At 44.0% G+C, this 23,310-nt stretch carries 25 protein-coding genes; 20 read left to right on the top strand and 5 right to left on the bottom strand.

Annotated elements, in window-relative coordinates; genetic code table 11:
* Positions 1 to 161 precede the first annotated feature (161 nt).
* The gene (locus ACXQIQ_RS11910) at positions 162 to 1,676 is read right to left on the bottom strand and encodes an HD domain-containing phosphohydrolase (protein ID WP_439302292.1); all 1,515 of its coding nucleotides are present in this window, start codon (positions 1,674 to 1,676) and stop codon (positions 162 to 164) included.
* Positions 1,677 to 1,841: 165 nt separating this feature from the next.
* Between ACXQIQ_RS11910 and ACXQIQ_RS11905 the strand changes: the two genes are divergently transcribed.
* Together ACXQIQ_RS11905 and argH are read left to right on the top strand one after the other, a co-directional pair.
* A complete protein-coding gene (locus ACXQIQ_RS11905; protein ID WP_439302293.1) occupies positions 1,842 to 3,077 on the top strand; it encodes an argininosuccinate synthase in 1,236 nt (411 codons plus the stop codon).
* Positions 3,070 to 4,464, top strand: coding sequence for an argininosuccinate lyase (gene argH / locus ACXQIQ_RS11900; protein ID WP_439302294.1), 1,395 nt, complete (start codon positions 3,070 to 3,072; stop codon positions 4,462 to 4,464). The genes ACXQIQ_RS11905 and argH overlap by 8 nt, the downstream gene beginning before the upstream one ends.
* 62 nt (positions 4,465 to 4,526) lie before the next feature.
* On the opposite strand, the gene ACXQIQ_RS11895 is transcribed toward argH, so the two are convergent.
* Entirely contained in the window at positions 4,527 to 6,083 is a 1,557-nt protein-coding gene (locus tag ACXQIQ_RS11895; RefSeq protein WP_439302295.1) for a hypothetical protein, read from the bottom strand.
* A 165-nt stretch (positions 6,084 to 6,248) separates the two neighbouring features.
* Between ACXQIQ_RS11895 and ACXQIQ_RS11890 the strand changes: the two genes are divergently transcribed.
* From ACXQIQ_RS11890 to ACXQIQ_RS11835, 12 genes are all read left to right on the top strand, one after another.
* Positions 6,249 to 6,932, top strand: coding sequence for a VC0807 family protein (locus tag ACXQIQ_RS11890; protein ID WP_439302296.1), 684 nt, complete (start codon positions 6,249 to 6,251; stop codon positions 6,930 to 6,932).
* Between the two features lie 9 nt (positions 6,933 to 6,941).
* Positions 6,942 to 7,559 carry a Type 1 glutamine amidotransferase-like domain-containing protein gene (locus ACXQIQ_RS11885; RefSeq protein ID WP_439302297.1) on the top strand — a complete coding sequence of 206 codons (618 nt, stop codon included), beginning with the start codon at positions 6,942 to 6,944 and terminating at the stop codon, positions 7,557 to 7,559.
* Between the two features lie 178 nt (positions 7,560 to 7,737).
* Positions 7,738 to 8,112 (top strand): ArsR/SmtB family transcription factor, encoded by a 375-nt coding sequence (locus tag ACXQIQ_RS11880; RefSeq protein WP_439302298.1) that lies wholly within the window; start codon positions 7,738 to 7,740, stop codon positions 8,110 to 8,112.
* A complete protein-coding gene (locus ACXQIQ_RS11875) occupies positions 8,099 to 10,228 on the top strand; it encodes a heavy metal translocating P-type ATPase (RefSeq protein WP_439302299.1) in 2,130 nt (709 codons plus the stop codon). The genes ACXQIQ_RS11880 and ACXQIQ_RS11875 overlap by 14 nt, the downstream gene beginning before the upstream one ends.
* Before the next feature lie 237 nt (positions 10,229 to 10,465).
* Complete coding sequence (locus ACXQIQ_RS11870; protein ID WP_226552281.1) at positions 10,466 to 10,726, top strand: metal-sensitive transcriptional regulator; 261 nt, start codon at positions 10,466 to 10,468, stop codon at positions 10,724 to 10,726.
* A 142-nt stretch (positions 10,727 to 10,868) separates the two neighbouring features.
* Positions 10,869 to 11,354 carry a DsrE/DsrF/DrsH-like family protein gene (locus ACXQIQ_RS11865; protein ID WP_349409187.1) on the top strand — a complete coding sequence of 162 codons (486 nt, stop codon included), beginning with the start codon at positions 10,869 to 10,871 and terminating at the stop codon, positions 11,352 to 11,354.
* Between the two features lie 71 nt (positions 11,355 to 11,425).
* Positions 11,426 to 11,734, top strand: a complete 309-nt coding sequence (locus ACXQIQ_RS11860) for a rhodanese-like domain-containing protein (protein WP_439302300.1) — start codon at positions 11,426 to 11,428, stop codon at positions 11,732 to 11,734.
* Positions 11,735 to 11,761: 27 nt separating this feature from the next.
* Complete coding sequence (locus tag ACXQIQ_RS11855; protein WP_439302301.1) at positions 11,762 to 12,325, top strand: sulfurtransferase TusA family protein; 564 nt, start codon at positions 11,762 to 11,764, stop codon at positions 12,323 to 12,325.
* Between the two features lie 24 nt (positions 12,326 to 12,349).
* On the top strand, positions 12,350 to 12,745 hold the full coding sequence (locus ACXQIQ_RS11850) for a DsrE/DsrF/DrsH-like family protein (protein WP_439302302.1): 396 nt from the start codon (positions 12,350 to 12,352) through the stop codon (positions 12,743 to 12,745).
* A 20-nt stretch (positions 12,746 to 12,765) separates the two neighbouring features.
* Complete coding sequence (locus ACXQIQ_RS11845) at positions 12,766 to 13,899, top strand: MBL fold metallo-hydrolase (RefSeq protein WP_439302303.1); 1,134 nt, start codon at positions 12,766 to 12,768, stop codon at positions 13,897 to 13,899.
* Positions 13,900 to 13,930: 31 nt separating this feature from the next.
* Positions 13,931 to 14,158, top strand: coding sequence for a sulfurtransferase TusA family protein (locus ACXQIQ_RS11840; protein ID WP_439302304.1), 228 nt, complete (start codon positions 13,931 to 13,933; stop codon positions 14,156 to 14,158).
* A 68-nt stretch (positions 14,159 to 14,226) separates the two neighbouring features.
* Positions 14,227 to 15,006: a sulfite exporter TauE/SafE family protein gene (locus tag ACXQIQ_RS11835; RefSeq protein ID WP_439302305.1), complete on the top strand. Its 780-nt coding sequence runs from the start codon at positions 14,227 to 14,229 to the stop codon at positions 15,004 to 15,006.
* Here ACXQIQ_RS11835 and ACXQIQ_RS11830 read toward each other — a convergent pair.
* Positions 14,999 to 15,163: a hypothetical protein gene (locus ACXQIQ_RS11830; RefSeq protein ID WP_439302306.1), complete on the bottom strand. Its 165-nt coding sequence runs from the start codon at positions 15,161 to 15,163 to the stop codon at positions 14,999 to 15,001. The two genes, ACXQIQ_RS11835 and ACXQIQ_RS11830, sit on opposite strands and share 8 nt — an antisense overlap.
* Before the next feature lie 102 nt (positions 15,164 to 15,265).
* Between ACXQIQ_RS11830 and ACXQIQ_RS11825 the strand changes: the two genes are divergently transcribed.
* The 3 genes from ACXQIQ_RS11825 to ACXQIQ_RS11815 all read left to right on the top strand — a co-directional run bounded on the left by ACXQIQ_RS11825 (position 15,266) and on the right by ACXQIQ_RS11815 (position 17,419).
* Positions 15,266 to 15,838, top strand: a complete 573-nt coding sequence (locus ACXQIQ_RS11825) for a class I SAM-dependent methyltransferase (protein WP_439302307.1) — start codon at positions 15,266 to 15,268, stop codon at positions 15,836 to 15,838.
* Positions 15,839 to 15,886: 48 nt separating this feature from the next.
* A complete protein-coding gene (locus ACXQIQ_RS11820) occupies positions 15,887 to 16,930 on the top strand; it encodes a peroxiredoxin family protein (protein WP_439302308.1) in 1,044 nt (347 codons plus the stop codon).
* Positions 16,931 to 17,035: 105 nt separating this feature from the next.
* Positions 17,036 to 17,419, top strand: a complete 384-nt coding sequence (locus ACXQIQ_RS11815) for a DUF302 domain-containing protein (protein WP_439302309.1) — start codon at positions 17,036 to 17,038, stop codon at positions 17,417 to 17,419.
* Positions 17,420 to 17,722: 303 nt separating this feature from the next.
* On the opposite strand, the gene ACXQIQ_RS11810 is transcribed toward ACXQIQ_RS11815, so the two are convergent.
* Entirely contained in the window at positions 17,723 to 17,785 is a 63-nt protein-coding gene (locus ACXQIQ_RS11810) for a hypothetical protein (protein ID WP_458026115.1), read from the bottom strand.
* 279 nt (positions 17,786 to 18,064) lie between these two features.
* Here ACXQIQ_RS11810 and nadE point away from each other — a divergent pair, with 279 nt between their 5' ends.
* On the top strand, positions 18,065 to 18,904 hold the full coding sequence (nadE, locus tag ACXQIQ_RS11805; protein ID WP_439302310.1) for an ammonia-dependent NAD(+) synthetase: 840 nt from the start codon (positions 18,065 to 18,067) through the stop codon (positions 18,902 to 18,904).
* 78 nt (positions 18,905 to 18,982) lie between these two features.
* Here nadE and ACXQIQ_RS11800 read toward each other — a convergent pair whose 3' ends face one another.
* On the bottom strand, positions 18,983 to 19,471 hold the full coding sequence (locus ACXQIQ_RS11800; RefSeq protein ID WP_439302311.1) for a hypothetical protein: 489 nt from the start codon (positions 19,469 to 19,471) through the stop codon (positions 18,983 to 18,985).
* A 288-nt stretch (positions 19,472 to 19,759) separates the two neighbouring features.
* Between ACXQIQ_RS11800 and ACXQIQ_RS11795 the strand changes: the two genes are divergently transcribed.
* Both ACXQIQ_RS11795 and cphA read left to right on the top strand, forming a co-directional pair.
* A complete protein-coding gene (locus ACXQIQ_RS11795) occupies positions 19,760 to 20,587 on the top strand; it encodes a cyanophycinase (protein WP_439302312.1) in 828 nt (275 codons plus the stop codon).
* Positions 20,584 to 23,223: a cyanophycin synthetase gene (gene cphA, locus ACXQIQ_RS11790; RefSeq protein ID WP_439302313.1), complete on the top strand. Its 2,640-nt coding sequence runs from the start codon at positions 20,584 to 20,586 to the stop codon at positions 23,221 to 23,223. Before ACXQIQ_RS11795 ends, cphA begins: the two co-directional genes overlap by 4 nt.
* Positions 23,224 to 23,310 lie beyond the last annotated feature (87 nt).

The following is a 23,310-nucleotide window of genomic DNA, read 5'->3' as shown; positions in this document are numbered from 1 at the left end:
CTCTGCTTATATCCTTCGAACTGAGATTTTATTTCTGTCACCATATGGTAGACTTTACAACTTGGGTGATTGTCATACCCAATTGGTCCCTAATGGTAATACAAATGTTGGGACTCGTAAACCCCTTATAAGAAAAAACAGCACTCCTGTAAGGAGCGCTGTTAGAAAGATGATACCGGGATTTTTTCAAGGACAGATTGTTCCATATGTGTTACGAAGAGGTTGGCATATTGCGGATCCCATTGGGTTCCGGCACCTTCTTTAATAATCTGTAAAGCTTTTTCAACCGGCATCCCTTTTCTGTATGGACGATCGGAAGTCATAGCATCGAACGCATCAGCGACGGCAATGATCCGTCCGAATTCAGGGATCTCTTTACCTTCCAAACCTTCCGGATATCCTCTACCGTCATACCGCTCATGGTGATAACACACACCAGGGATGAGTGGTTCCATCGCGCTATAAGGCTGCACCTGCTTTAAAATGTTCGCACCGATGGTCGGATGCTTTTTGATCCAATCAAACTCTTCATCTGTCAATTTACCATCCTTCAACAGTACGAAGTCTGGGACGCCGATTTTGCCAATGTCATGCAGTAGAGATGCATTTTTCAAATCAGTAAGCTTATGGTCGGATAGACCTGCTAGTTTCCCAATCTGGACTGAGAAATCGGAGACACGCTTGGAATGGCCCGCTGTATACGGGTCCCGCGCATCTAGAGTCATAGACATGACAGAATAGAAGCTTTCAATCAGCTGTTGATTCATTCGATCACGTTTTTCCAGCCCATCGACCATCTGGTTGAAACCGTTCACCAGATTGGAGAATTCGTCCGTATACGTATTGGAGGACTGCACAAATCGCCCCTTTTCAATCTGCTTCATGGAATCCGTCAGTTGATCGATCGGGTTTCCGATATCCCGATAAAATAAATAAGATCCAGTAAGAGAAAAGGCGACGGATATGACGAGGATCAATAATGCCCAGCTCCAATATTCAACCAACTGGATGGACTCTAGTTCACCTAATCGGACCTGTGACGCGAGACTGAACAATAAGAGCGGAAATACGCTCAAAAAGATCGTCGCAAATAAAAACTTCTTTCGGATCGACATGAGGACATCTGAGGTAGCAGACGGATCATGATCGAACCGCTTGATTGACTCGGCGCGAAAATGCTCCAGTACCGGCTGAATGCTTTTAGAAGTCAGGTAGTATTCTATCATGCCGTGAAAACTTGCGACCAGCACGGCTCCTATAATGGCATATAAAATGTAGATGGAAGGAATACCCAATAGATCTAGCTGGATAAAGAGATAGGCCAGTGTCGATGCGGGAATGGACAATCCGAACAAGTGAGGTCCAATCGTCCGTTTGAAAGCGAGTATCGGAAACCGCTCCGTTTGTTTATAGCTCTCGATGATTCGTTCTTTCGTAGGATGCGGATCTGTCAGTACATAGCGAATCGGCATCAAGTGTTTACGAAGGGTGAAAAGTTCGCACCCGATCATGATCATGAGTGAAGTACCAAGAATAAGCAGCATATAGAACGTTTCTCGTGGGGATAAGGTCAATGTTTGGAAGATGAACATACTTCCAATGCCTCCAACAGCAATGAAAGAGCCGATCAAATAGTTTTTGACCAATTGTTTGATGAATGTAGTATAAATCGTCATTCATTCCACTTCTTTCCTGTAACATAGGTTCAATATATCATATCAAAGTCGTAATTACGTGTTTTTTGACCGAAAAAAGTATTGACATTCTCGGGGTCATCCAGTAACTTAATTGAATAAACATACAAACAAATAAATAAAAATACAACAAAGGAGTGGAGCTGGATGAGCAAAGGGAAAGTGGTTTTAGCCTATTCTGGAGGATTGGATACCTCTGTATCAATCAAATGGATTCAAGAAAAATACGGTTATGATGTGATCGCGTTAGGATTGGATGTCGGTGAAGGGAAAGATCTTGAAAAAGTGAAACAGAAAGCACTTGATGTAGGAGCAGTAAAATCGATCGCCATTGATGCAAAAGCATTACTTGCAGAGGAATACTTAATGCCAGCTTTAAAAGCGAATTGCTTATATGAAGGCAAATATCCATTATCTTCTGCACTTTCCCGCCCACTCATCTCGAAGATGTTGGTTGAAGTGGCTGAACAAGAAGGGGCAGTCGCGGTTGCCCATGGTTGTACTGGCAAGGGGAATGATCAGGTGCGTTTCGAAGTATCGATCCAAGCGTTGAATCCGGATCTCCAAGTCATTGCGCCTGTACGTGAATGGGGGATGACACGTGATGAAGAAATCGCATATGCAACGGAAAAGGGGATTCCGATTCCAGTGGATCTCGACAATCCGTTTTCCATAGACGCGAATATCTGGGGGCGCGCATGTGAGGCTGGGGTATTGGAAGACCCTTGGATGGAAGCTCCCGAGAACGCGTTTGAGTGGACGAATCCAATTGAACAGACGCCGGATGTACCTGAATACGTGGAAGTCAGTTTTGTAGAAGGTGCACCGGTTTCAATAAACGGACAGAATTATCCACTTGTCGACTTGATCGAGAAACTGAATGAGATCGGTGGAAAGCATGGATTTGGTCGTATCGATCATATCGAGAATCGACTGGTCGGCATCAAGTCCCGTGAAGTATATGAAAATCCAGGAGCCTTACTACTGATACAAGCGCATAAAGAGCTCGAATTCCTGACCCTCACTCGTGAAGTGACGCAGTTCAAACAGCAAGTGGAACAACAGTTTGCGAAGCTCATTTACGAAGGATTATGGTATTCGCCGTTGCGTCAATCATTAGAAGCGTTTGTGAACGAGACGCAGAAATCAGTGACCGGCACGATCCGCATCAAGCTCCATAAAGGAAACGCAACCGTCGTGGGTCGTCAATCCGCCCATAGTTTATACAATGAACAACTGGCTACCTACTCCAAAGGCGATCTGTTCGACCACCATGCAGCGGTCGGCTTCATCAAGCTTTGGGGATTATCTACGAAAGTCCATGCAGAAGTTGCTCATAACAATCAGTCGATCGTTGGCAAAGCGGGGAAATCGTATGTCTAAGTTATGGGGCGGACGTTTTACGAAAGAAACGAATGAATGGGTAGAATCCTTCACAGCGTCGATTGAATTCGATCAGCAGCTCGCTCTTGAAGATATTGAGGGAAGTCTGGCCCACGTCCAAATGCTTGGTGAGTGCCAGATCATTTCAGAGGAAGATGCGAACTTGATCAGAAATGGCCTGCTTGCCTTGAAGGGGAAAATAGAACGGGGTGAATTGGAGTACGCCGTTGAGCACGAGGACATTCACATGAACATCGAGAAGCACTTGATAGATGAAATCGGAAATGTCGGTGGAAAGCTTCATACAGGTCGAAGCCGGAACGATCAGGTGGCGACGGATATGCATTTGTTTTTAAAAAGAAAAACGATTGAAATCATCGGTCTTGTTGATGAGGTGCAGCTGGCTATCCTACGTCAATCGAAGTCGAATGTCGAAACCGTCATACCGGGGTATACCCACCTGCAAAGAGCCCAACCGATTTCCTTTGCCCATCATTTGATGGCTTACTTCTGGATGCTAGAACGAGATAAAGAGCGATTGATTGATAGCTTGAAACGGATCGATGTGTTACCCCTAGGAGCAGGTGCATTGGCAGGAACGACCTTCGCCATCAATCGAGAGCGTGTAGCGCAATTGCTCGGATTCGAATCGGTCTATCCGAACAGTATGGATGCTGTGAGTGATCGGGATTTCATACTGGAGTTCCTTTCCATTGCGTCCATTATAATGACGCACATCTCTCGCTTATCCGAAGAAATGGTAATCTGGTCGAGTCAGGAATTCGGATTCATCGAACTAGATGATTCCTTCTGCACCGGTTCGAGTATCATGCCGCAGAAGAAGAATCCCGATGTTCCAGAGCTGTTGCGAGCAAAGACAGGTCGTACGTATGGAAATTTGATGGGATTGCTGACGGTTTTGAAAGGATTGCCGCTAGCGTATAACAAAGATATGCAGGAGGATAAGGAAGGGATGTTCGACACGGTAAAAACAGTCGAAGGGACGCTGAAGCTTCTTGCTCCGATGATCGATACGATGAACGTGAATGTGAAGGCGATGCGAAAGGCGGTAGCAGAGGACTATTCAAACGCCACTGATCTGGCAGATTACCTCGTGACAAAAGGGATGCCGTTCAGAGAAGCGCACTCCGTAGTCGGAAGGATCGTGCTCCGTGCCATCCAACAGAAGGTATATTTGTGCGACATATCAATGGATGAGTATCAATCTTTCAGCGAGCTGATCGATGAGGATGTGTACGATGTTCTGAAACCGGAAAATGTCGTAGCCGCAAGGAATAGTGAGGGTGGAACCTCGCAGCAGCAAGTCCGTAAGCAGATTGAATTAGCAGAGACGAGGCTGCTTAAAAAGGAAGCACCTGTAACGTAGCAGGATGTAACGACAGATTACATGATGAAAAGAGGTTGCCCAATTTGGGGCAACCTCTTTTTTTAAACGATATAAGGTGAAACGAGGAAGATGACGATCAGCGTATTGAACATCGTAAAGTAACCGAATTCTTGATACAGGCTCCATTGTCTCTGACGTACAAATTGTGTAAATAGAGCACTCAACAACACAATCAAGATCGGCAAGAAGATGGAGTAGGAAGGAAACGATAGATATTCGGGTGAAAATCTATCGAACATCGGTGTGAAGAATTGCTGCATCAAGTAATACTGGCAAATGGCGAACAATCCGATTGCGCTGTAGCGCACCCAGCTTCGTTTCTGCTCAATAGCATCTTCATTCCAGAACGAGATGCAGAACAAGAGAATCGCGGCAGGCGCAATCCACATGACAGATACCAATAACAGGATGAATCCATACGGAAGCGAAGAAATCCCTGTAAAAAATCCTTGGACAAAATCACTCGGTTGGTATTCCTGTGCCTTTTGGACGAGTACAGGTTGATCGGAAACCCCCATCAATTTCACGTTCTTCCCTTTATAGTCGAGCCAGAAAATTTCACCTTCACTTACATATTGGTGACTATTTGAAATGGATGTCGTCGCACTGATGTGGTTCGCCACCCATCTTTCTGGTTTGACTTGTTTGGCCTTGTACACATTCCAGCTTTGGATCTTTGCTGTAATCATCCCTCTAGCAGATAAGGTGACTTCCGGTCCGTCATCCGTCAGAATGAGGTTGAAGTCATCAACGACCCTCATGCGGCTGTTCGTAAATGTATCGTAGACTTTAATTTCTTTAAATGAAGGTTCTTCTTGGGAGGCGGTAAATAGATTATAGTAGCCTCTGATCGTAACGGTACCAGCATGGGTTTGTCTTGTTGTGTAAATTAAATGGATACCTTCCTCGTTTTGAGACAGGTCGACGGTATCCACCAATTCTCCCGATAATGAAGGAAGGTTGAAGGTATACGACTTGTCCGCTTTTTCTTCCTTGGTTTCAAAAACATGAACGTCAAACGACAGGTCCTCTCTTTTAACGACAGCAGCATACAATCCATCAGTATCATCACTTGCAAAAAGCCCACTAATAGGAAGATCTGTTTGTGCAAGTTCAGAAGTGATTAGGGTACTCGTATCCAATTTGAAGATACGGTTCTTTTTCCAATAATAGACGGCGTTTTCTGCGGACGTTAACCCTTGGACTTCGGTGTCTACAATCTCGCTATTATCACCATCAAAATGGATCAGTTCATTCTTTTCGATATAGATCGCTTTGTTTTCTTTCGCCCAGAACTTTGAAGATAAGCTCAACTCAACAGGAAGTGTTTCTTTTTTTGTGACTTCCAACGTCTCATTCAGCTGCAGATTCGTCAGTTGATCGTCTTCATTATAATGAACGTCATAACCGGAATCTGTCTTATCGACGCGTAAGACTTTCCCTTTCGCCCCTTCGGTGACGACTATATTTCTGCTCGAACCTTCTGATGTAAGGTCACGTTCTTTGCCAGCGTGATGGACGGTCAATAATCCGATCATCACGATGAGTAATAGTAAAGGCAGATAAAGTGTGCCTTTTCGTTTCACGTGTCGCACCATATTATGGTCCCCCTTTTGTAACGTGAATGTCAATTTATGTATTCCTTCGTTATCGTACCATACGGTCGACTCTAGGAATAGTTTCACTTTTTGTCATTTTTCATAAAAGGGATTTGTAAATGAAGACCGAATCTATGTTAGTAAAAGATAGAGAAGGAGCATGTTATGAAGCGTTACGTAGCGGTACTGGATATTGTGTTCTATGTCGTATTCCCGTTGATCGTCTGGCATGGGGGACGAGATCTGATCGGTGATTATTATGCGATGCTCGTATCATCTGTACCTGGTATCCTTTATAGTATTTACCGGTTCTATGAGATCAGAAAACTGAATGTGTTCGGTTTGTTCATGCTAGGGAACCTGGTGGTAGGAACCCTTTTGGATGTATTGGCAGGCTCAGCAATGCAATTATTATGGAATAATGTTTTCTATGGATATGCGATGGCGCTCCTATTTATCGGGACGGCTGTTTTGAAAAAGCCGATTGCCTTATACTTCGGACTTGATTTGATGGAATTGCAAGGATTCGAGAAGTCGAAACTTAAGCCTTTATTCAATAAGAAGAAAATCTTCATGATTTTTACGTTGATTACGGTGGCGTTTGCGTTGCGGGACGTGATTCAGGCGACATTTAAAATCTGGCTGATTCAAGAATATGGCGTCGAGGCTTTCGATAAAGGACTGATCGCAAGACAAGTGATCAGCTGGGGATTCTCCATATTTACGGTTATCGGATTCGTCTACATAACGAAACTTCTTCAAGGGGAAAAGGCATTTCAGGAAATGTTCCGGCATTCGAGCTTGAACAAAAGTACTGAAGCGAAAGTGGTGGATGGACAGAAAGGTTGATTGTGCAGAATGGGGAATTTGATTTTGTTGAGCAGTATTGATGAGACATTGGATCACGCTTTGAAGGATGAAATGCAATCGATCGTATCGGAGCGTAGTAGGCTCGGGTATATACCTTCTCAATATGATGAAACGAGGTTCTTTTTCCATAAAACGAAGCCATTCTTGGAGGAATTCGGGTTTGATGAGTTTTATTATGCTGATATCGACAAAGAATTCGAGGATATCCATTTAGAGCAATTGAAAACATGTGATGCGATTTATCTCTCTGGTGGGAATACATTTTACTTTTTAAACAACCTGAGGAAGCGAGGGATGATTCCTTTTTTGCAGTCATTTGTCGAAAGAGGGGGTATACTCATAGGGGTAAGTGCAGGAGCGATGATCATGACCTCTACTATCGAGGCTGCTCAGTTTCTGGATCCGAATGAAATCGGATTAGACGACTTGAATGGACTTGGATTAGTGGATGTTCATTTTTTGCCGCATTCCGGTAAGGTTAGTGACCATATGGAAGAAGTAAAAGACGGTTTAACCGGACAGGTGTATGCGTGCAAAGATCGTGCGGGACTCATCGTTCATAATGGCACTGTTCAAACCTATGGCAAAATTGAAAGATGGAAATGATTAACCCGGATCTGAATGCCAGATCCGGGTTTTCTTATTGTTTCATCCGTACCAGGTACCGTTTATAAACCTTGTTGTACCAAGGGTTTATTTTTGGTGCCTGGCACTTGACATGGAAGCTTGGCGATCCTTATACTAATATTCAAAAGAACGTTTGAATGATAAGGGGTGAAATGGATTGGCGAAGGAAGATGTTTGTAAAGTCACATGTGTGCATGAAGACAAGGTGAATCGGATCAAAGGGAACATCGCTGAAACAGATCCAATGTCTGTAGCGAAGATCTTCAAAGCATTATCTGAAGATACACGCATCAAAATTGCATACGCCTTATCGTTAGAGGACGAATTGTGCGTATGTGATGTTTCCAATATAGTGGATTGTACCGTCGCGACAGCTTCCCATCATTTACGTTTGCTTCGGAATATGGGACTTGCGAAATATAGAAAAGAAGGAAAACTCGTATACTACTCATTAGACGATGATCATGTTCGACAAATCATCCAAATGGCATTCTCTCACCTAGAGGAGGGGAAACACATTGGAACAAGCTGAACAATTGAGCCAAGAGCAGAAAGTATATAGAATATCAGGCTTCACCTGAGCGAACTGTGCCAAAAAGTTCGAAACGAACGTGAAACACCTGGATGGTGTTTCTGATGCAAAAGTAAACTTTACAGCTTCTAAGCTGACGATTACAGGTCAAGCAGATATAAAAGAAATTGAAAAGGCAGGCGCTTTCGAAAACCTGAGAGTCCGACCGGATCATGAGCAGGAAGAAGAGACGAAAGAGCCCTTCTTGAAAAAACATCTGAATGTTGTCATTTCTGCGATTCTTCTGGTTCTCGGTTGGTCGCTAAGTCTTGCAAATGGGGAAGGATCACTACTGTCCAACGGGCTGTATGCAGGGTCCATCCTTGTCGGAGGCTATCGCCTTTTCCAAACGGGGTTAAAAAACCTGATACGTCTTGATTTTGATATGAGAACACTGATGACGATTGCGATCATCGGGGCCGCTATCATAGGTGAATGGGGCGAAGGTGCGATGGTCGTCATCCTATTCGCCATCAGTGAGATCCTTGAAGCTTATTCGATGGATAAGGCCCGGCAATCGATTCGCGGATTGATGGAAATTGCACCGAAAGAGGCGACGATTCGTCGAAACGGAGAAGAAATCACCATTCCAGTAGATGACGTCCAAGTCGGAGATACGATGATTGTCTTACCTGGTCAAAAACTCGCGATGGACGGAGTTGTGACAAGAGGAAGCTCTTCCATCAATCAATCAGCGATTACAGGAGAGTCCGTACCTGTCCAGATGGACGAGGGAGACGAGGTTTTCGCGGGTACACTGAATGTAGAAGGGTTTCTAGAGGTTGAGGTTACGAAGCGTGTGGAAGACACGACCCTCTCCAAAATCATTCATCTGGTCGAAGAGGCACAAGAAGAACGTGCGCCTTCCCAATCTTTCGTCGATAAATTTGCGAAGTATTATACCCCTGCGATCATTTTAATCGCGATCGGAGTGGCGACCATTCCTCCATTACTCGGAGCAAATTGGAGCGAGTGGGTCTATCAAGGTCTTGCAGTGCTCGTAGTCGGTTGCCCTTGTGCACTCGTCATTTCTACGCCAGTGTCCATTGTGACAGCTGTCGGAAATGCAGCTCGTAACGGGATATTGGTCAAAGGAGGCGTCTATCTCGAGGAAGCTGGCAAGCTGAAGTCCATTGCGTTTGATAAAACCGGTACATTGACGAATGGTGTACCTGAAGTGACCGACATCATCAACCTTGAGGGGTATGACGAAGATACGGTACTGAAGATCGCAGCCTTGTTGGAAAGCCGTTCTCAGCATCCTCTCGCATCTGCCATTTTAAAAAGAGCAGATCAAGCGGGAGTGGATGTCGACAATGATGATTTAGAATCCTTTACTTCCATTACCGGTAAGGGTATCAAAGGAACAATTGCTGGGGAGGTTTATTACGCAGGGAGCATTTCGCTCTTCAACGAGGACCTAAACCTCTCTCTTACCGAAGACACCGACCTGGCCATTGATCGACTTAGATCAGAAGGGAAAACGGTGCTTGCGATCGGAACGGAAAAAGCACTGCTAGGGGTATTCGCTGTCGCCGACACGATTCGGAAGGAAAGTCCGGAAGTGGTCAAAGCCCTGCATCAATTGGGTATCAAAAATACAATCATGCTCACAGGTGACCATGAACGGACGGCCCAAAGCATTGCTAAACAGATGAACATCACAACGGTGAAGGCAGAGCTCTTACCTGAAGAAAAACTCAATTATATTAAAGAATATAGAGATAAGTATGGCAGTGTCGCCATGATTGGAGATGGCGTGAATGATGCTCCTGCATTGGCATCTTCAACAGTCGGAATCGCCATGGGCGGTGCAGGAACCGACACCGCCATTGAAACGGCAGACATCGCCTTGATGGGAGACGATCTCCGTAAATTACCATACGCAATCAAGTTAAGCCGTAAAACGCTGAACATCATCAAACAGAATATCGGTTTTTCAATCGGAATCAAGATTGTAGCGCTCTTATTAGTCGTGCCAGGATGGCTGACATTATGGATTGCCATTTTCGCCGACATGGGGGCAACACTACTCGTCACACTGAACGGCCTACGCCTACTCCGGTTGAAAGACTAAAGACCTACCGTGCCAGGTACCTCTCAGAAAGCTTGATATCATCTCTTTCTTTTGAGGTGCCTGGCACTGCTTACACCCTCAGGGGTATAAGCAGAAGACTTGAACCGCATGCAGCAAACGGGTAAGATGGATTCAAGAAATGAAGTAAAAGCAGATGGGTTTGCATTTATTGTATAGATGTTGTATTATACCCATAGGGGTATTAAAAGTAAGTATTTGAAAGGAGGTCCACACCTCATGGAATATACAGATCAAATGAAAAACCGCGTAAAGCGTATCGAAGGACAAGTTCGTGGTGTCCTCAAAATGATGGAAGAAGAAAAAGACTGTAAGGACCTCGTTACGCAAATGTCAGCCATCCGTAGTGCGCTGGATCGTACGATTGGGTTAGTTGTTGGAACAAACCTTGAGCAATGTGTGCGTGAGCAAATGGATAAGGGCGAAAACACAGAGGAGCTCATCCAAGAAGCTGTCAATCTACTTGTCAAAAGCCGATAAAAAACAAAGGTGTTGACACATTATCTAATGTGTCATATTATACCCTTAGGGGTATCAAGAACACCTTTTTATTTTTAAGTATTATAATACCTATAGGGGTATGAGTATATAAAGTCAATTACAATACAGGAGGTCATATAAAATGACAGAACAAAAGAAAGACAAAACAACGATCGTCCTATTCAGTGGAGATCTTGACAAAGCAATTGCGGCATACATCATTGCCAACGGTGCTGCAGCCTATGATCACGAGGTGACGATCTTCCATACATTCTGGGGATTGAATACACTCCGTAAAGATGAGCAAGTTCCAGTGAAAAAAGGAATGCTCGAGAAGATGTTCGGCCGTATGATGCCACGTGGTACAAACAAACTTGGACTTTCTAAGATGAACATGGCTGGAATGGGTCCAAAAATGATCAAGAAAGTCATGAAAAAACACAACGTTTCAACACTTCCAGAGCTTGTTGAAATGGCTCAAATGCAAGGGGTGAACCTTGTCGCATGTACGATGACGATGGATCTACTCGGTCTTCAAAAAGAAGAACTGTTGGATGACATCGACTACGCAGGTGTTGCAGCATACCTTGGGGAAGCGAACGAAGGTAAAGTTAACTTATTCATCTAATTTTTTATGTTTAAAATAATACCCCAGGGGCTATTGTACAACTGTGATTTCATATCAAGGAGGATTTACGAATGGTTAAAACAATCGAACCTAAGAAAGTTGAAGAAAAATTAGTGAAGAGTGAAAGACTAAGTATCATTGATGTTCGTAAAGATGAAGAGGTTGCAAAAGGAATGATCCCTGGTGCCACTCACATTCCTCTAGACGAGATTCCTGATCGTTTCAATGAAATTCCGAAGGATGAAGAGCATGTGATGGTCTGCCGTTCCGGTGGCCGTAGCGGTAAAGCTGCTCAATTTTTACAAGAAAAAGGTTACGATGTCCTGAACATGACTGGCGGTATGCTGGCATGGGACGGTCAGACTCAACCTAAAAAATAACTCTCAAACTGAAGGAGGCAATTACACATGATTAAAACAGACCACGTATTGGATGCAAAAGGGCTTGCATGCCCAATGCCGATTGTAAAGACGAAAAAAGCGATTGGAGAGGTAGACCCGGGTCAGGTACTTGAAATCCAAGCGACTGACAAAGGATCAACAGCAGACCTTCAAGCATGGGCGAAGTCAACGGGTCATCAGTATCTCGGGACGAAAGAAGAAGGAGATGTACTCAAACACTACCTTCGCAAAGCAAGTGAAGCAGAAACGAAAGAAGAATCAAGCTACCCTCATGTCATTAACAACGATGAATTGAAAACGAAGCTTGGAAATGAAGACATCGTCGTACTTGATGTACGTGAACCAGCAGAATATGCCTTCAGCCGTATTCCTGGAGCGAAATCCATTCCTCTAGGTGAGCTGGAAGAACGCATGAGCGAATTGAATGAAGAAGACAATATTCATGTTGTTTGTCGAACTGGAAACCGTAGTGACCGAGCTGCACAAATATTATCTGAAAAAGGCTATAAGAACGTATTGAACGTCGTCCCTGGTATGTCCAAATGGGATGGCGAGACAGAAAACGACTAATACAAAAATCAGGAGGTTTTTCAAATGGCAAGAAAAGTAGCAATCATTGCAAGTAACGGTAGTCTATTCGACGCTTATAAAGTATTCAACGTAGCAACTGCAGCAGCAGCATCTGACTCTGAAGTGGCGATCTTCTTTACATTTGAAGGATTGAACTTGATTCATAAGGAAGGCCATAAGCAACTGCCGATTCCAGAAGGGAAAGAGCATTACGAAGAAGGTTTCAAGAATTCTAATGTGCCTTCCATTCCTGAGCTCGTTGAAATGGCGCAAGAACTGGATGTTAAATTGATTGGTTGTCAAATGACAATGGATGTCATGGGACTAGAGAAAGAACACTTTGTAGATGGAATTGATGTTGGTGGAGCTGTGACATTCCTTGACTTTGCTGAAAATGCTGATGTCACACTCACCTTTTAATAAAGGAGGAGAGAGAAATTATGGCACTTAAAAAAATGACGGCTAAAGAAGTCGCACAAAAAGTCATCAATAATGAAAGACTATTCATTCTGGATGTTCGTAACGAAGAAGCTCACCAAGACTGGAAAATTGAAGGTGAGTCAGTCGAAATGATTAACATTCCGTATTTTGATTTGATTGAAGGGGTCGATCATATCCTTGATCAACTCCCAGATGATACTGAAAAACTGGTAGTCTGTGCGAAAGAAGGTTCATCCAAGTTCGTAGGTGAACAACTTGTTGAAGCAGGTGTTGAAAATGTTTCTTATCTCCAAGGTGGGATGAAAACATGGAGTGAACACCTTGAACCGGTCAAAATCGGTGATCTGAAAGATGGCGGAGCGATTTATCAATTCGTCCGTATCGGTAAAGGTTGCCTTTCATACCTCGTTGAATCCAACGGAGAAGCGATGATCATCGATTCAAACCGTATGACGGAGCCGTATGAAGCATTCGTAAATGAAAAAAGCTTGAACGTTAAGCATATCGCCGATACGCACCTTCACGCTGATCATATTTCCGGTGGTCGTAAGCTTGCAGAAATTTTCGGAGCAGAATACTACTTGCCACCGAAAGACGCAACGGAAGTCACATTTGACTATAAGCGACTTGAAGAAGGAAATGATCTGACGGTAGGAAATACGAAGATTCAAGTACAACCGATCTATTCACCAGGACACACGATTGGAAGTACCTCTTTCATTGTAGATGATCAATATCTACTAACAGGAGATATCCTTTTCGTGAAATCAATCGGTCGTCCAGACCTAGCTGGTAAAGCTGAAGACTGGGTCGGTGACTTGAGAGATACACTCTATCGCAAGTATAAAGAGCTTTCAGATGAACTCGTTGTTCTTCCAGCACACTTCTCTAAGATGGAAGAATTGAACGAAGACGGATCTGTCAAAGCGAAGCTCGGCGATCTATATGCGAAAAACAGTGGATTGAATGTGGAGGATGAAGGTGAGTTCCGTAAGCTTGTGACTGAAAACCTTCCACCACAACCGAATGCGTATCAAGAAATCCGTGAAACGAATATGGGTAAAATCAACCCTGAAGATGAAGAGCAACGTGAAATGGAAATTGGACCAAACCGCTGTGCGGTAGAAGGATAAAAATAACCACAACTATTAGGAGGTCATAAATATGAATTCAGATAAAGTATTAGATGCAAAAGGACTAGCATGTCCAATGCCAATCGTAAAAACGAAGAAAGCAATCGATGAAATCAACTCTGGTGAAGTACTAGAAATCCATGCAACAGATAAAGGTGCAAAAAGTGACCTTACAGCTTGGGTGAAGTCTGGCGGACACGAACTGCTTCAAGATGCAGAAGAAGACGGCGTGTTCAAGTTCTGGATCAAAAAAGCGTAACGAACAACTAAAGGGGCTGTGGGAGCAGCCCCTTTTCATGTAAAAGGTTATAGAAGGAGAGGTAGACCATGGATATCGCATTTATCATAACCATCTTCATGATCGGGTTCGTCGGTTCCTTCGTTTCTGGAATGGTCGGAATCGGTGGATCCATCATTAAATATCCAATGCTATTATATATCCCGGCATTACTCGGATTCTCTGCCTTTACAGCCCATGAAGTTTCAGGCATCAGCGCCGTTCAAGTTTTCTTTGCAACCATCGGTGGTGTGTGGGCATATCGAAAAGGTGGATATCTGAACAAAACATTGATTATCTATATGGGTTCGAGTGTATTGCTCGGTAGCTTTATCGGAGCTTACGGTTCAAGATTCCTATCAGAGAGCGGCATCAACATCGTTTATGGAATTTTGGCGACCATCGCAGCCATCATGATGTTCATCCCTAAGAAAGGGTTGGACGATCAAGATATGAACAGTGTCACGTTCAACAAATGGTTAGCAGCTGGACTTGCTTTTGCTGTCGGAGTCGGAGCAGGTATCGTAGGAGCGGCAGGTGCGTTCATTCTAGTACCAATCATGCTCGTCGTTTTGAAAATCCCGACGCGTATGACGATCGCGACGTCACTTGCGATTACGTTCATATCATCAATCGGAGCCACGGTCGGGAAAATTTCGACAGGTCAGGTGCTGTTAGTTCCAGCCATCATCATGGTGATTGCCAGCTTGATTGCATCTCCATTAGGAGCTCACTTCGGTAAAAGAGTGAACACGAAGATCTTGCAATGGATATTAGCACTATTGATCGTAGCAACATCCATTAAGATTTGGCTGGATATCTTCAGCTGACTTTATATGTTTCAATATACGTTTCTAGGGCAGGGTGAAATTCTTTTTCGTAATGTCGATCCGGGCATTGCTTGATCGTCTTCAAGTTAAAGAATCCCTGTCCTTTACTATATAAAGGCTTTTTACAAACGGGACATGTATCTTTGAGAAGGCTCATAAGATAGACACCTCCAATTAAAAAAAATTTAATTCCTATGTGATTACTAAGGATTATAGCATGAATGTAGAATAGGTTCCAAACAAAAGGGAGTGGGAAGACTTGTCAGAGAAACGATTCAAGCCTGAAAAAGCAGCAAAATTGTTCAGTGAAGAAAGGAAAAAGATACTGCCAATTCAAGAAATCATGGAAATCTTGCAACTAAATCGTGAAGCTTCTATTGCAGATCTTGGAGCAGGAAACGGGTATTTTGCGGTTCCTTTTGCCAAAGCAACCAAACGGGTCTATGCTGTAGATATAGAACCTGAGATGCTCAACATGTTGAAAGAATATGCGGCTGAAAAAGGTGTATCCAATATAGAATATGTTGAAAGTGATCTTGAAGAGATTCAATTGGGCGACGGATTGGTTGAACTGGTGTTCGTCGCATTCGTCATCCATGAAGTAAATCATATTGATAAATCTTTGGAAGAGTTCAGAAGGATATCAAAGCCGGGTGCTGAAATCGTGTTGCTAGAGTGGAAACCCGAGGAATACCCTGAAATGGGACCTCCTTCACATGAGAGGATTGCTCCGCAAGATCTCATTGACACTCTTGAGAAGAATGGTTTTCATGCATCCGTTATCTATGAAAATGAAAAAGTATATGGGGTTAAAGCTTTATCCCAACAATAGTAGATGAGGAGGTTTAATACCTCCTCCATACATATGAAGGAGTAAATGATGAGCTATATTCAAATCGGGAGCATGATCATCCGGACGGAATGGATCCTTTTAGCTGTCACCATCATCGTAGGATTTGTCGTTGCAAAGATACAATTACATAATCATGCTGAGAGGAAAAAGTACGTTGATACAATCTTCAATGCTGTCCTGATTGGTTTATTGGTCTGGAAAGGTAGTATTATACTCTTTCAACCTTTTATGGTCATAGATCATCCAATGTCATTGTTGTATTTTACAGGTGGTGTAAAAGGGGTGTGGCTTGGGTTGATTTCAGGAGCTGCCTACCTTATCTACAAAATGAAGAAAGATCAGATGGATCACTCGCTCATGGTCGGGATTGTCCTAAAAAGCTGGACGACAGGCATACTGATCCTCATCATCCTTCAATCAATCCTGGGGTTCAAGGTTTCTATTCTAGTATTTGTTTTGCTAGCACTCGGAATAGTCGGTTTACTCATAGATATATTCCTGAAGAAAGGAGCGGCAATAATGGGGAGACTCCTATTATTGTTCATTGTGATGGGTTTAGTAGGATGGTCGATTTACGATCATTTACTTTTAACTGAATCGGATTCGAATGCATCGGATATGTCGAGGAATGAAAAGGCAGAAGTCGGAATAGCAATCGGCGATCGTGCACCAGAATTCGAACTTGCAACTCTCGATGGACAACAGGTCAGACTGTCTGATTATCGGGGCAAAAGGGTAGTGGTGAACGTTTGGGCGACATGGTGTCCACCTTGCCAGGCGGAAATCCCTGAAATGGTGAAGTTTTATGAAGAATATTCGAATCAGGATATCGAAATTCTTGCCGTGAATATGACGAACTCTGAGAAGAAAGTGGAAGATGTGAAGCAATTTGCCGATGAGTATGGCATCAACTTTCCGATTCTGATGGATCAGGAAGCAGAGGTTGCATCAACCTATCAAGCTTTTACCATACCTACAACTTTCATAATAGATAATGCAGGCATCATCGTTGAGAAAATCGCTGGACCAATGTCATATGAATGGATGGAGAAAAACATCGTAACAAAATAACAGGAATGCGTTTGGTAAATAATCATCACGGGTACAACAAAATACGTAGCAGGGTATGTTTGTGTTATCATGAATATTGAAAATGACCTAAAAGGAGATGATTCCATGTTCCACTACACAGTCATGACGGACAAGAACATTGATGAAGCTTGCGAAACGTTAGAAAACCAGTTGAAAGAAGAACAGTTTGGCGTACTTTGGGACTTTGACTTGAAAAGCAAATTGAATGAAAAAGGATTGGACTTCAACCGTGAATTCAGGATCTTGGAAGTGTGTAATCCGAAAGAAGCACAACGTGTTTTGAATCAGAACCTCATGGTTGGATACTTCTTGCCTTGTAAAATGGTCGTTTACAAAGACGGTGACCAAACGAAAATTGGAATGCCAAAGCCGACTTCTCTTGTGACGATGGTCGATGACCAAGAAATCACCGACATGGCAGAAGACATTGAAAAACGCTTGATCGCTTGCATGGACAAAAGTGTTTAAAGTCTATTTTAGTGGATGAAGCATAGAATAGAAGGGTAAGCAAAGGTTACAAGTTCATTACAAAACGCGATCCCTGTTTCAAGCGTGCAACAGCAGGGAAAAGAATAGAATACAAAATTCGATTTGTGATGAATTTTACAATGACATCCTTCGCTAGTGATGATATAATAAAAAAAGATTTTCAAGAAAAAGTAAAAACGCAGGTGCGCCAACACCTGCGTAACATACGATAAGCTTTTCCCTATGTGGGAATCGGCTTGGACGAAAGTAGACCGTGACCTAAGTGCTCAGCTCAAGGACGGTCTATTTTTTATACGGGAATGACAATACGCTGATAATCAACGTGGCAAACGAGATGGTAACCATCAACGTTTGAAAGACTGTCATCTTTACACCACCCCTTTCGAGTGTAGTGCCGACCGCCCATGAGAAGGGTAACTTATCGTATTTATACAATTTTATCACTTATGGAAAAATTTCTCATGATACATACGAACCACTTATGGCACGTCCAAACTCCTACGAAATCGGCATTCTGTCGCTAATGTCCAGTTAATTGAGAAAAAAGTCTTGCTTATTGTGTACAGCCCAAGAATTGGGGTACAGTATTCTATAGATTAAATTTCATGTCAATGGAGGGGAACGATGAGTTTACAGACCTTACAGAATGAAATCATTCAAAAATTACACGTAGAACCGAACATAACGCCTGAAGAAGAAATCCGTAGACGGATTGATTTATTGAAAGATTATGTGAAAACGACGGGAATGAAAGGGTATGTCCTGGGAATCAGTGGTGGACAAGACTCCTCCCTGGCAGGAAAGCTCGCTCAGATGGCAGCAAAAGAGTTACGGGATGACACAGGAGACGAGTATACGTTCATCGCAGTTCGACTTCCGTACGGTGTGCAGAAAGATGAAGATGATGCACAGAAAGCGTTGAAATTCATTGATCCGGATCGTACGCTCACCTTTAATGTGAAGGAAGCAGTCGATGCTTCGTACCAAGCATTCCGGGATGCGACGGGTGAGGATTTGAGTGACTTTCTGAAGGGGAATACGAAAGCACGAGAACGAATGAAAGTTCAGTATGATCTAGCAGCTCATTATAACTTGTTAGTCATTGGCACCGACCATGCAGCTGAAGCAGTGACTGGATTCTACACAAAACATGGTGATGGGGCATGTGACATTGCGCCATTGTTCGGTTTGAATAAACGTCAAGGGAAAATGCTGTTGAAAGAACTTGGAGCAGAGGAAGCGCTATATACGAAAGTTCCGACAGCGGATCTGGAGGACGATCGACCAGGTCTCCCGGACGAAGAGGCACTAGGTGTCACATATGATGAAATAGACGATTACCTTGAAGGTAAGGAAATCGATTCGGATGCGAAAGAAAAGCTCGAGAATCATTACGTGAAGACGCGTCATAAACGTGAAGGCGAAGTGACGCTGTATGATGATTGGTGGAAGCAGCACGCATAAGAAATGAATGAAACCCGGAAGAGGTGAATAACCTTTTCCGGGTTTTCTTAGTTTTCTGTATGTGCTCTAATATGAAGGTCAAAACAGTATATGAAGAAGGACCAGTAGCAGAAAGAGATAGGCTGTATACCGATGATACCTTCGTCTTCTTCCAGAAGATTTCTGCTTTCGTAAGTAACCGGTTGTCAAAAGTGCACCGAGCGAGAACACAGCTAGTATACCAAGCTGACCGGTGGATGTTACAGCACTTCCGATTGATAGCATATAGGAAATATGCATGAGGATGGCAGCCAATCCATGTAACCCGGCGGCGACATGAAACCGGATGTACACCCTTGTGAATATGACGAGTTTCCGTCTGGCCGGAGTTCTGCCTAACTTACCGATCATCCGTAAGAAGAGGTACAGGATGAAAGCCAGGATGAAATAAACAAGAGCTGTATAAGCCCATAAGACGGCCGTTTCATATCCTTCTTCCCTCGTAAGTATATACAGGAACCAAGGCAACGAAACAATCATCACGATCACCGTGCTCTTCCACACATTCAATTGATAGAGAAACCTCATAACTAACACCTTCAACACCACCAATTCGTCTATCCCCTATTCTATCAGTACCAGGCACCGTCAGAGAAGCCCGGTGAATCAACGTTTAAAATCGGTGCCAGGCACCGGCAAAAAAGCCTATGAAATCGGGATTTTTTTGAGGTGCCTGGCACTAAATTGTATAAATCTTGTAATTTCTGAATAAAATAGTAAAAATCACTCATTTTAGAAAAGTGGGTGATTTTTCGGTTTTGCTTGGTTAATTGTTGGGTAAAAGATATCACTTCATGTTAAAGGGTGAGATGAAGCGTGACGAACATCGCGAGTGGAGACTTGTTCATCATCGGTGGTAATGAAGATAAGGAAGGCGATTTGGAGGTGCTGTCCATCTTTGTACAGGATGCCCTGGAAAGAGGCGGTTCAATCGGAGTACTCACGACAGCGACAGGCTATCCTGAAGAAGTTGGCGGTGAGTACAGGGATATATTCATGAAACTTGGTGCCTCCAAGGTAGAGCTCATACATATAGATACCCGTGGTAAGGCGGAAGAAGCGCCTTATACACAAATGGTCAGTACGCTGTCAGCATTGTTCATTACGGGTGGTGACCAGAATCGTCTGTCGAGTATCATTGGTGGTACGACCTTCTTCAAGGAAGTCCAGAAGGCGTGGCAGAACGGACTGATCATCGCTGGAACCAGTGCAGGTGCTGCTATCATGAGCAGGCATATGATCGTGTCTGGAAAGACGAAGGTCAAACATGACAAAATCAATGTTGAAATCGGCGTCGGATTCGGATTCCTCGAAGATGTCGTCATCGATCAGCATTTTTCGCAGCGCGCGCGTTTTGGAAGATTGTTATACGCGATTGCGCAGAACCCTCAGATTATCGGGGTTGGAATCGATGAAAACACGGCCATCTGGGTAAAGGACGGCGGCAGATACTTCGAGGTGATCGGCGAGCATTCGGTCACAGTCATCGATGGATGCAAGCTGTCATTCGTCGACATTGCCGATGAAGCAGAGAGTGATGAAGTGACCATCGCAGGTGTACAACTCCACTCCATTGCGAAAGGCTACCAATTTGACATGGAAAATCGGCAGTTAATTATGAAGGAGAAGGGAACAGCCCAATGAAAATCAATAAAGTGAAGTATCTTACTGGGCCGAATTATTATAGTTATAAACCGACGATTTGGCTTGAGTTGGACATTGAACATTTCGAAGAGTTGCCCTCCAACAAGATCCCTGGATTCACAGATCGCTTGCTAGAAGCGATGCCGAGTTTGTACACCCATACTTGCTCTCGTGGTTATGAGGGTGGATTTGTTGAGCGTTTACGTGAAGGAACGTGGATGGGGCATATTCTCGAGCATATGGCGATCGAGCTTCAATCTCTTGCTGGAATCGATGTGAAGCGTGGTAAGACCGTTACGAGTGAACGGAAAGGGATCTATTATGTCACCTTCCGATATGAAGAGAAAAAATCCGGTATCTATGCCTTCGAAGCTGCGATGGAAATTGTCGAAGCCGTTGTAGATGGACAACCTGTCAGCATAGAACCTTATGTGAAAAAAATAGAAGCGCTTTATTTTGCCAATAAATTAGGACCAAGTACAGAAGCGGTTTATAAAGCCGCCTATGAGCGGATGATCCCGGTCGAGCAAATTGATGACGACAGCATACTTCGCCTGGGGACTGGGCGTAAGCAGAAAAGGATGGAAGCGACGATGTCGAGTGAAACCTCTTTTCTTGCGGTCGAGTATGCTTGTGATAAAGAAATGACGAAACGGATGCTCGATGAGGTGAGCCTACCGGTTCCAGAAGGGTGCGTCATTTCGAATGAGGAAGAACTGTTGGAAGAAGCTGAACACTTAGGCTATCCACTTGTTTTGAAACCGATCAACGGCCGCCAAGGTCAAGGCGTATCAACGAACATCCAATCGAAGGACGAGTTACTTTCCGCTTTCGATCAGCAGAAGGATGTCGATAAATTGATTTTAGAGCGGTACTATCCAGGGGATGACTATCGTTTTACGGTCGTCAACGGTGAGTTGATTGCTGCTAGCCTACGCCTACCTCCATATGTCATTGGAAATGGGAAAGATTCAGTACGATCTCTGATTGAAGAGGAAAATAAAAACCCTCTCCGAGGAGAGGGCCACGAAAAGCCGATGACTAAAATACCGATTAATGAATCGGTAAAACAATATTTGAATCAAGCGGGGTTTGATCTGGATACTGTAGTGGAATATGGCAGGGTCATCCCATTGTTAGGGAACGCGAACCTTTCTACTGGAGGTCTCGCCATTGACGTTACCGACCAAGTGCATCCTTCTTACCGCGAGATTGCGGAGAGCTCAGCCAAAACAATCGGACTCGATATTGCAGGAATCGATATGATCATCGATGACATCAAAGCCGAATTCAAACCAGGCCGGGCTGCCGTACTTGAAGTGAATGCAGCACCAGGCATTCGCATGCACCATTACCCAAGCTCAGGAACAGCAAGAGATGTAGGTGGTGCGATCATCGATTACTTATTCAAAGACTATCGGGATGCGGCAATTCCAACAGTTGCGGTAACTGGGACGAATGGAAAAACGACGACTGTACGTCTGATCTCCCACTTTCTGCAACAAAGCGGTAAAACCATTGGGATGGCTCATTCGGATGGGGTCTATATCGGGAAGCGTTGTGTTGATAAAGGAGACTGTAGTGGACCAGGCAGTGCCCGGAAAGTACTGCATCATCCGGAAGTCGATGCGGCTGTTCTCGAAACGGCTCGAGGCGGTATGCTCCGAGAAGGGACAGCATTCCGTTATTGCGATGTCGGAATCGTGACGAACGTCTCGGAAGACCATCTCGGTCTTGATGGGATCGAAACGATGGAAGAACTGATCAAGCTGAAGCGGTTGATTCCAGAAATCGTTCGCCCGGAAGGCTACAGCATCCTCAACGCGGATGACGAAGCGGTTGCAGATATGGCGGGATACACGAAAGGATCTGTCGTATTTACATCCCTTAAAGTGGATAATCCAATCATCCAAAAGCACATGGAGCGCAAGCAGGAATGCTGGTATGTCCAGGATGACTGGATCATGCATGCAAAGGACGGACAGGTTGACCGATTTATGAAGTATGCGGACATTCCGATTACATTCAACGGATACGCGCAGCATAATGTCAGCAATCTGCTCCAAGCGCTGGCGTCAGCTCATGTCTTAGGCGTATCTTACGAGATGTTACGCACGAAAGCGATGTCGTTCTTCCCAGATTTCCTTCAAAGTCCAGGGCGTTTCAATAAGATCGACCAGGATGGAAGAACGATTGTCATAGACTATGCCCATAACACCGCTGGATTGAAGGCAATCTATAACACGGTCAGAGCGATTCCATGCGAGCGGCTTATCACAGCCGTTTCAGCTCCAGGAGACCGACTCAATGAGGACATTCGGAACATGGCGGATATCATCGGAAAAGAAACAGACATCGTTGTCATCAAGGAAGATGAAAATCTTCGGGGCCGGAAACCGAAAGAGGTAGCAGCGATATTGGATGAAGTGTTATCCAAACACCTTCCGTCCAATGAAAGGATCATTGAACTGGATGAACGGAAAGCGTTCCAAGTAGCATGGGAATCATCGCAACCAGGTGACCTGTTGCTGTTCTTGTATGATACTTTCAGTTCTGTCGAAAGCTTTTTCAAGGATAACAAGCAGCAGAAGAGGAAAATCATCGAACGAAAATATCGAAAAACCTCCTCCTTATAAGAGAACAAGAAAAAGTCAGACATTCCGATACGACATGTTTTGCACCTCCATCTACATGGTGTAAGCTGAAGTAAAGAATGACCTGAC

The sequence above is a fragment of the Pseudalkalibacillus sp. Hm43 genome (genome assembly GCF_054170705.1).
The sequence above is the reverse complement of the archived record's forward strand: the minus strand, read 5'-3'. Positions and strand labels throughout refer to the sequence as shown.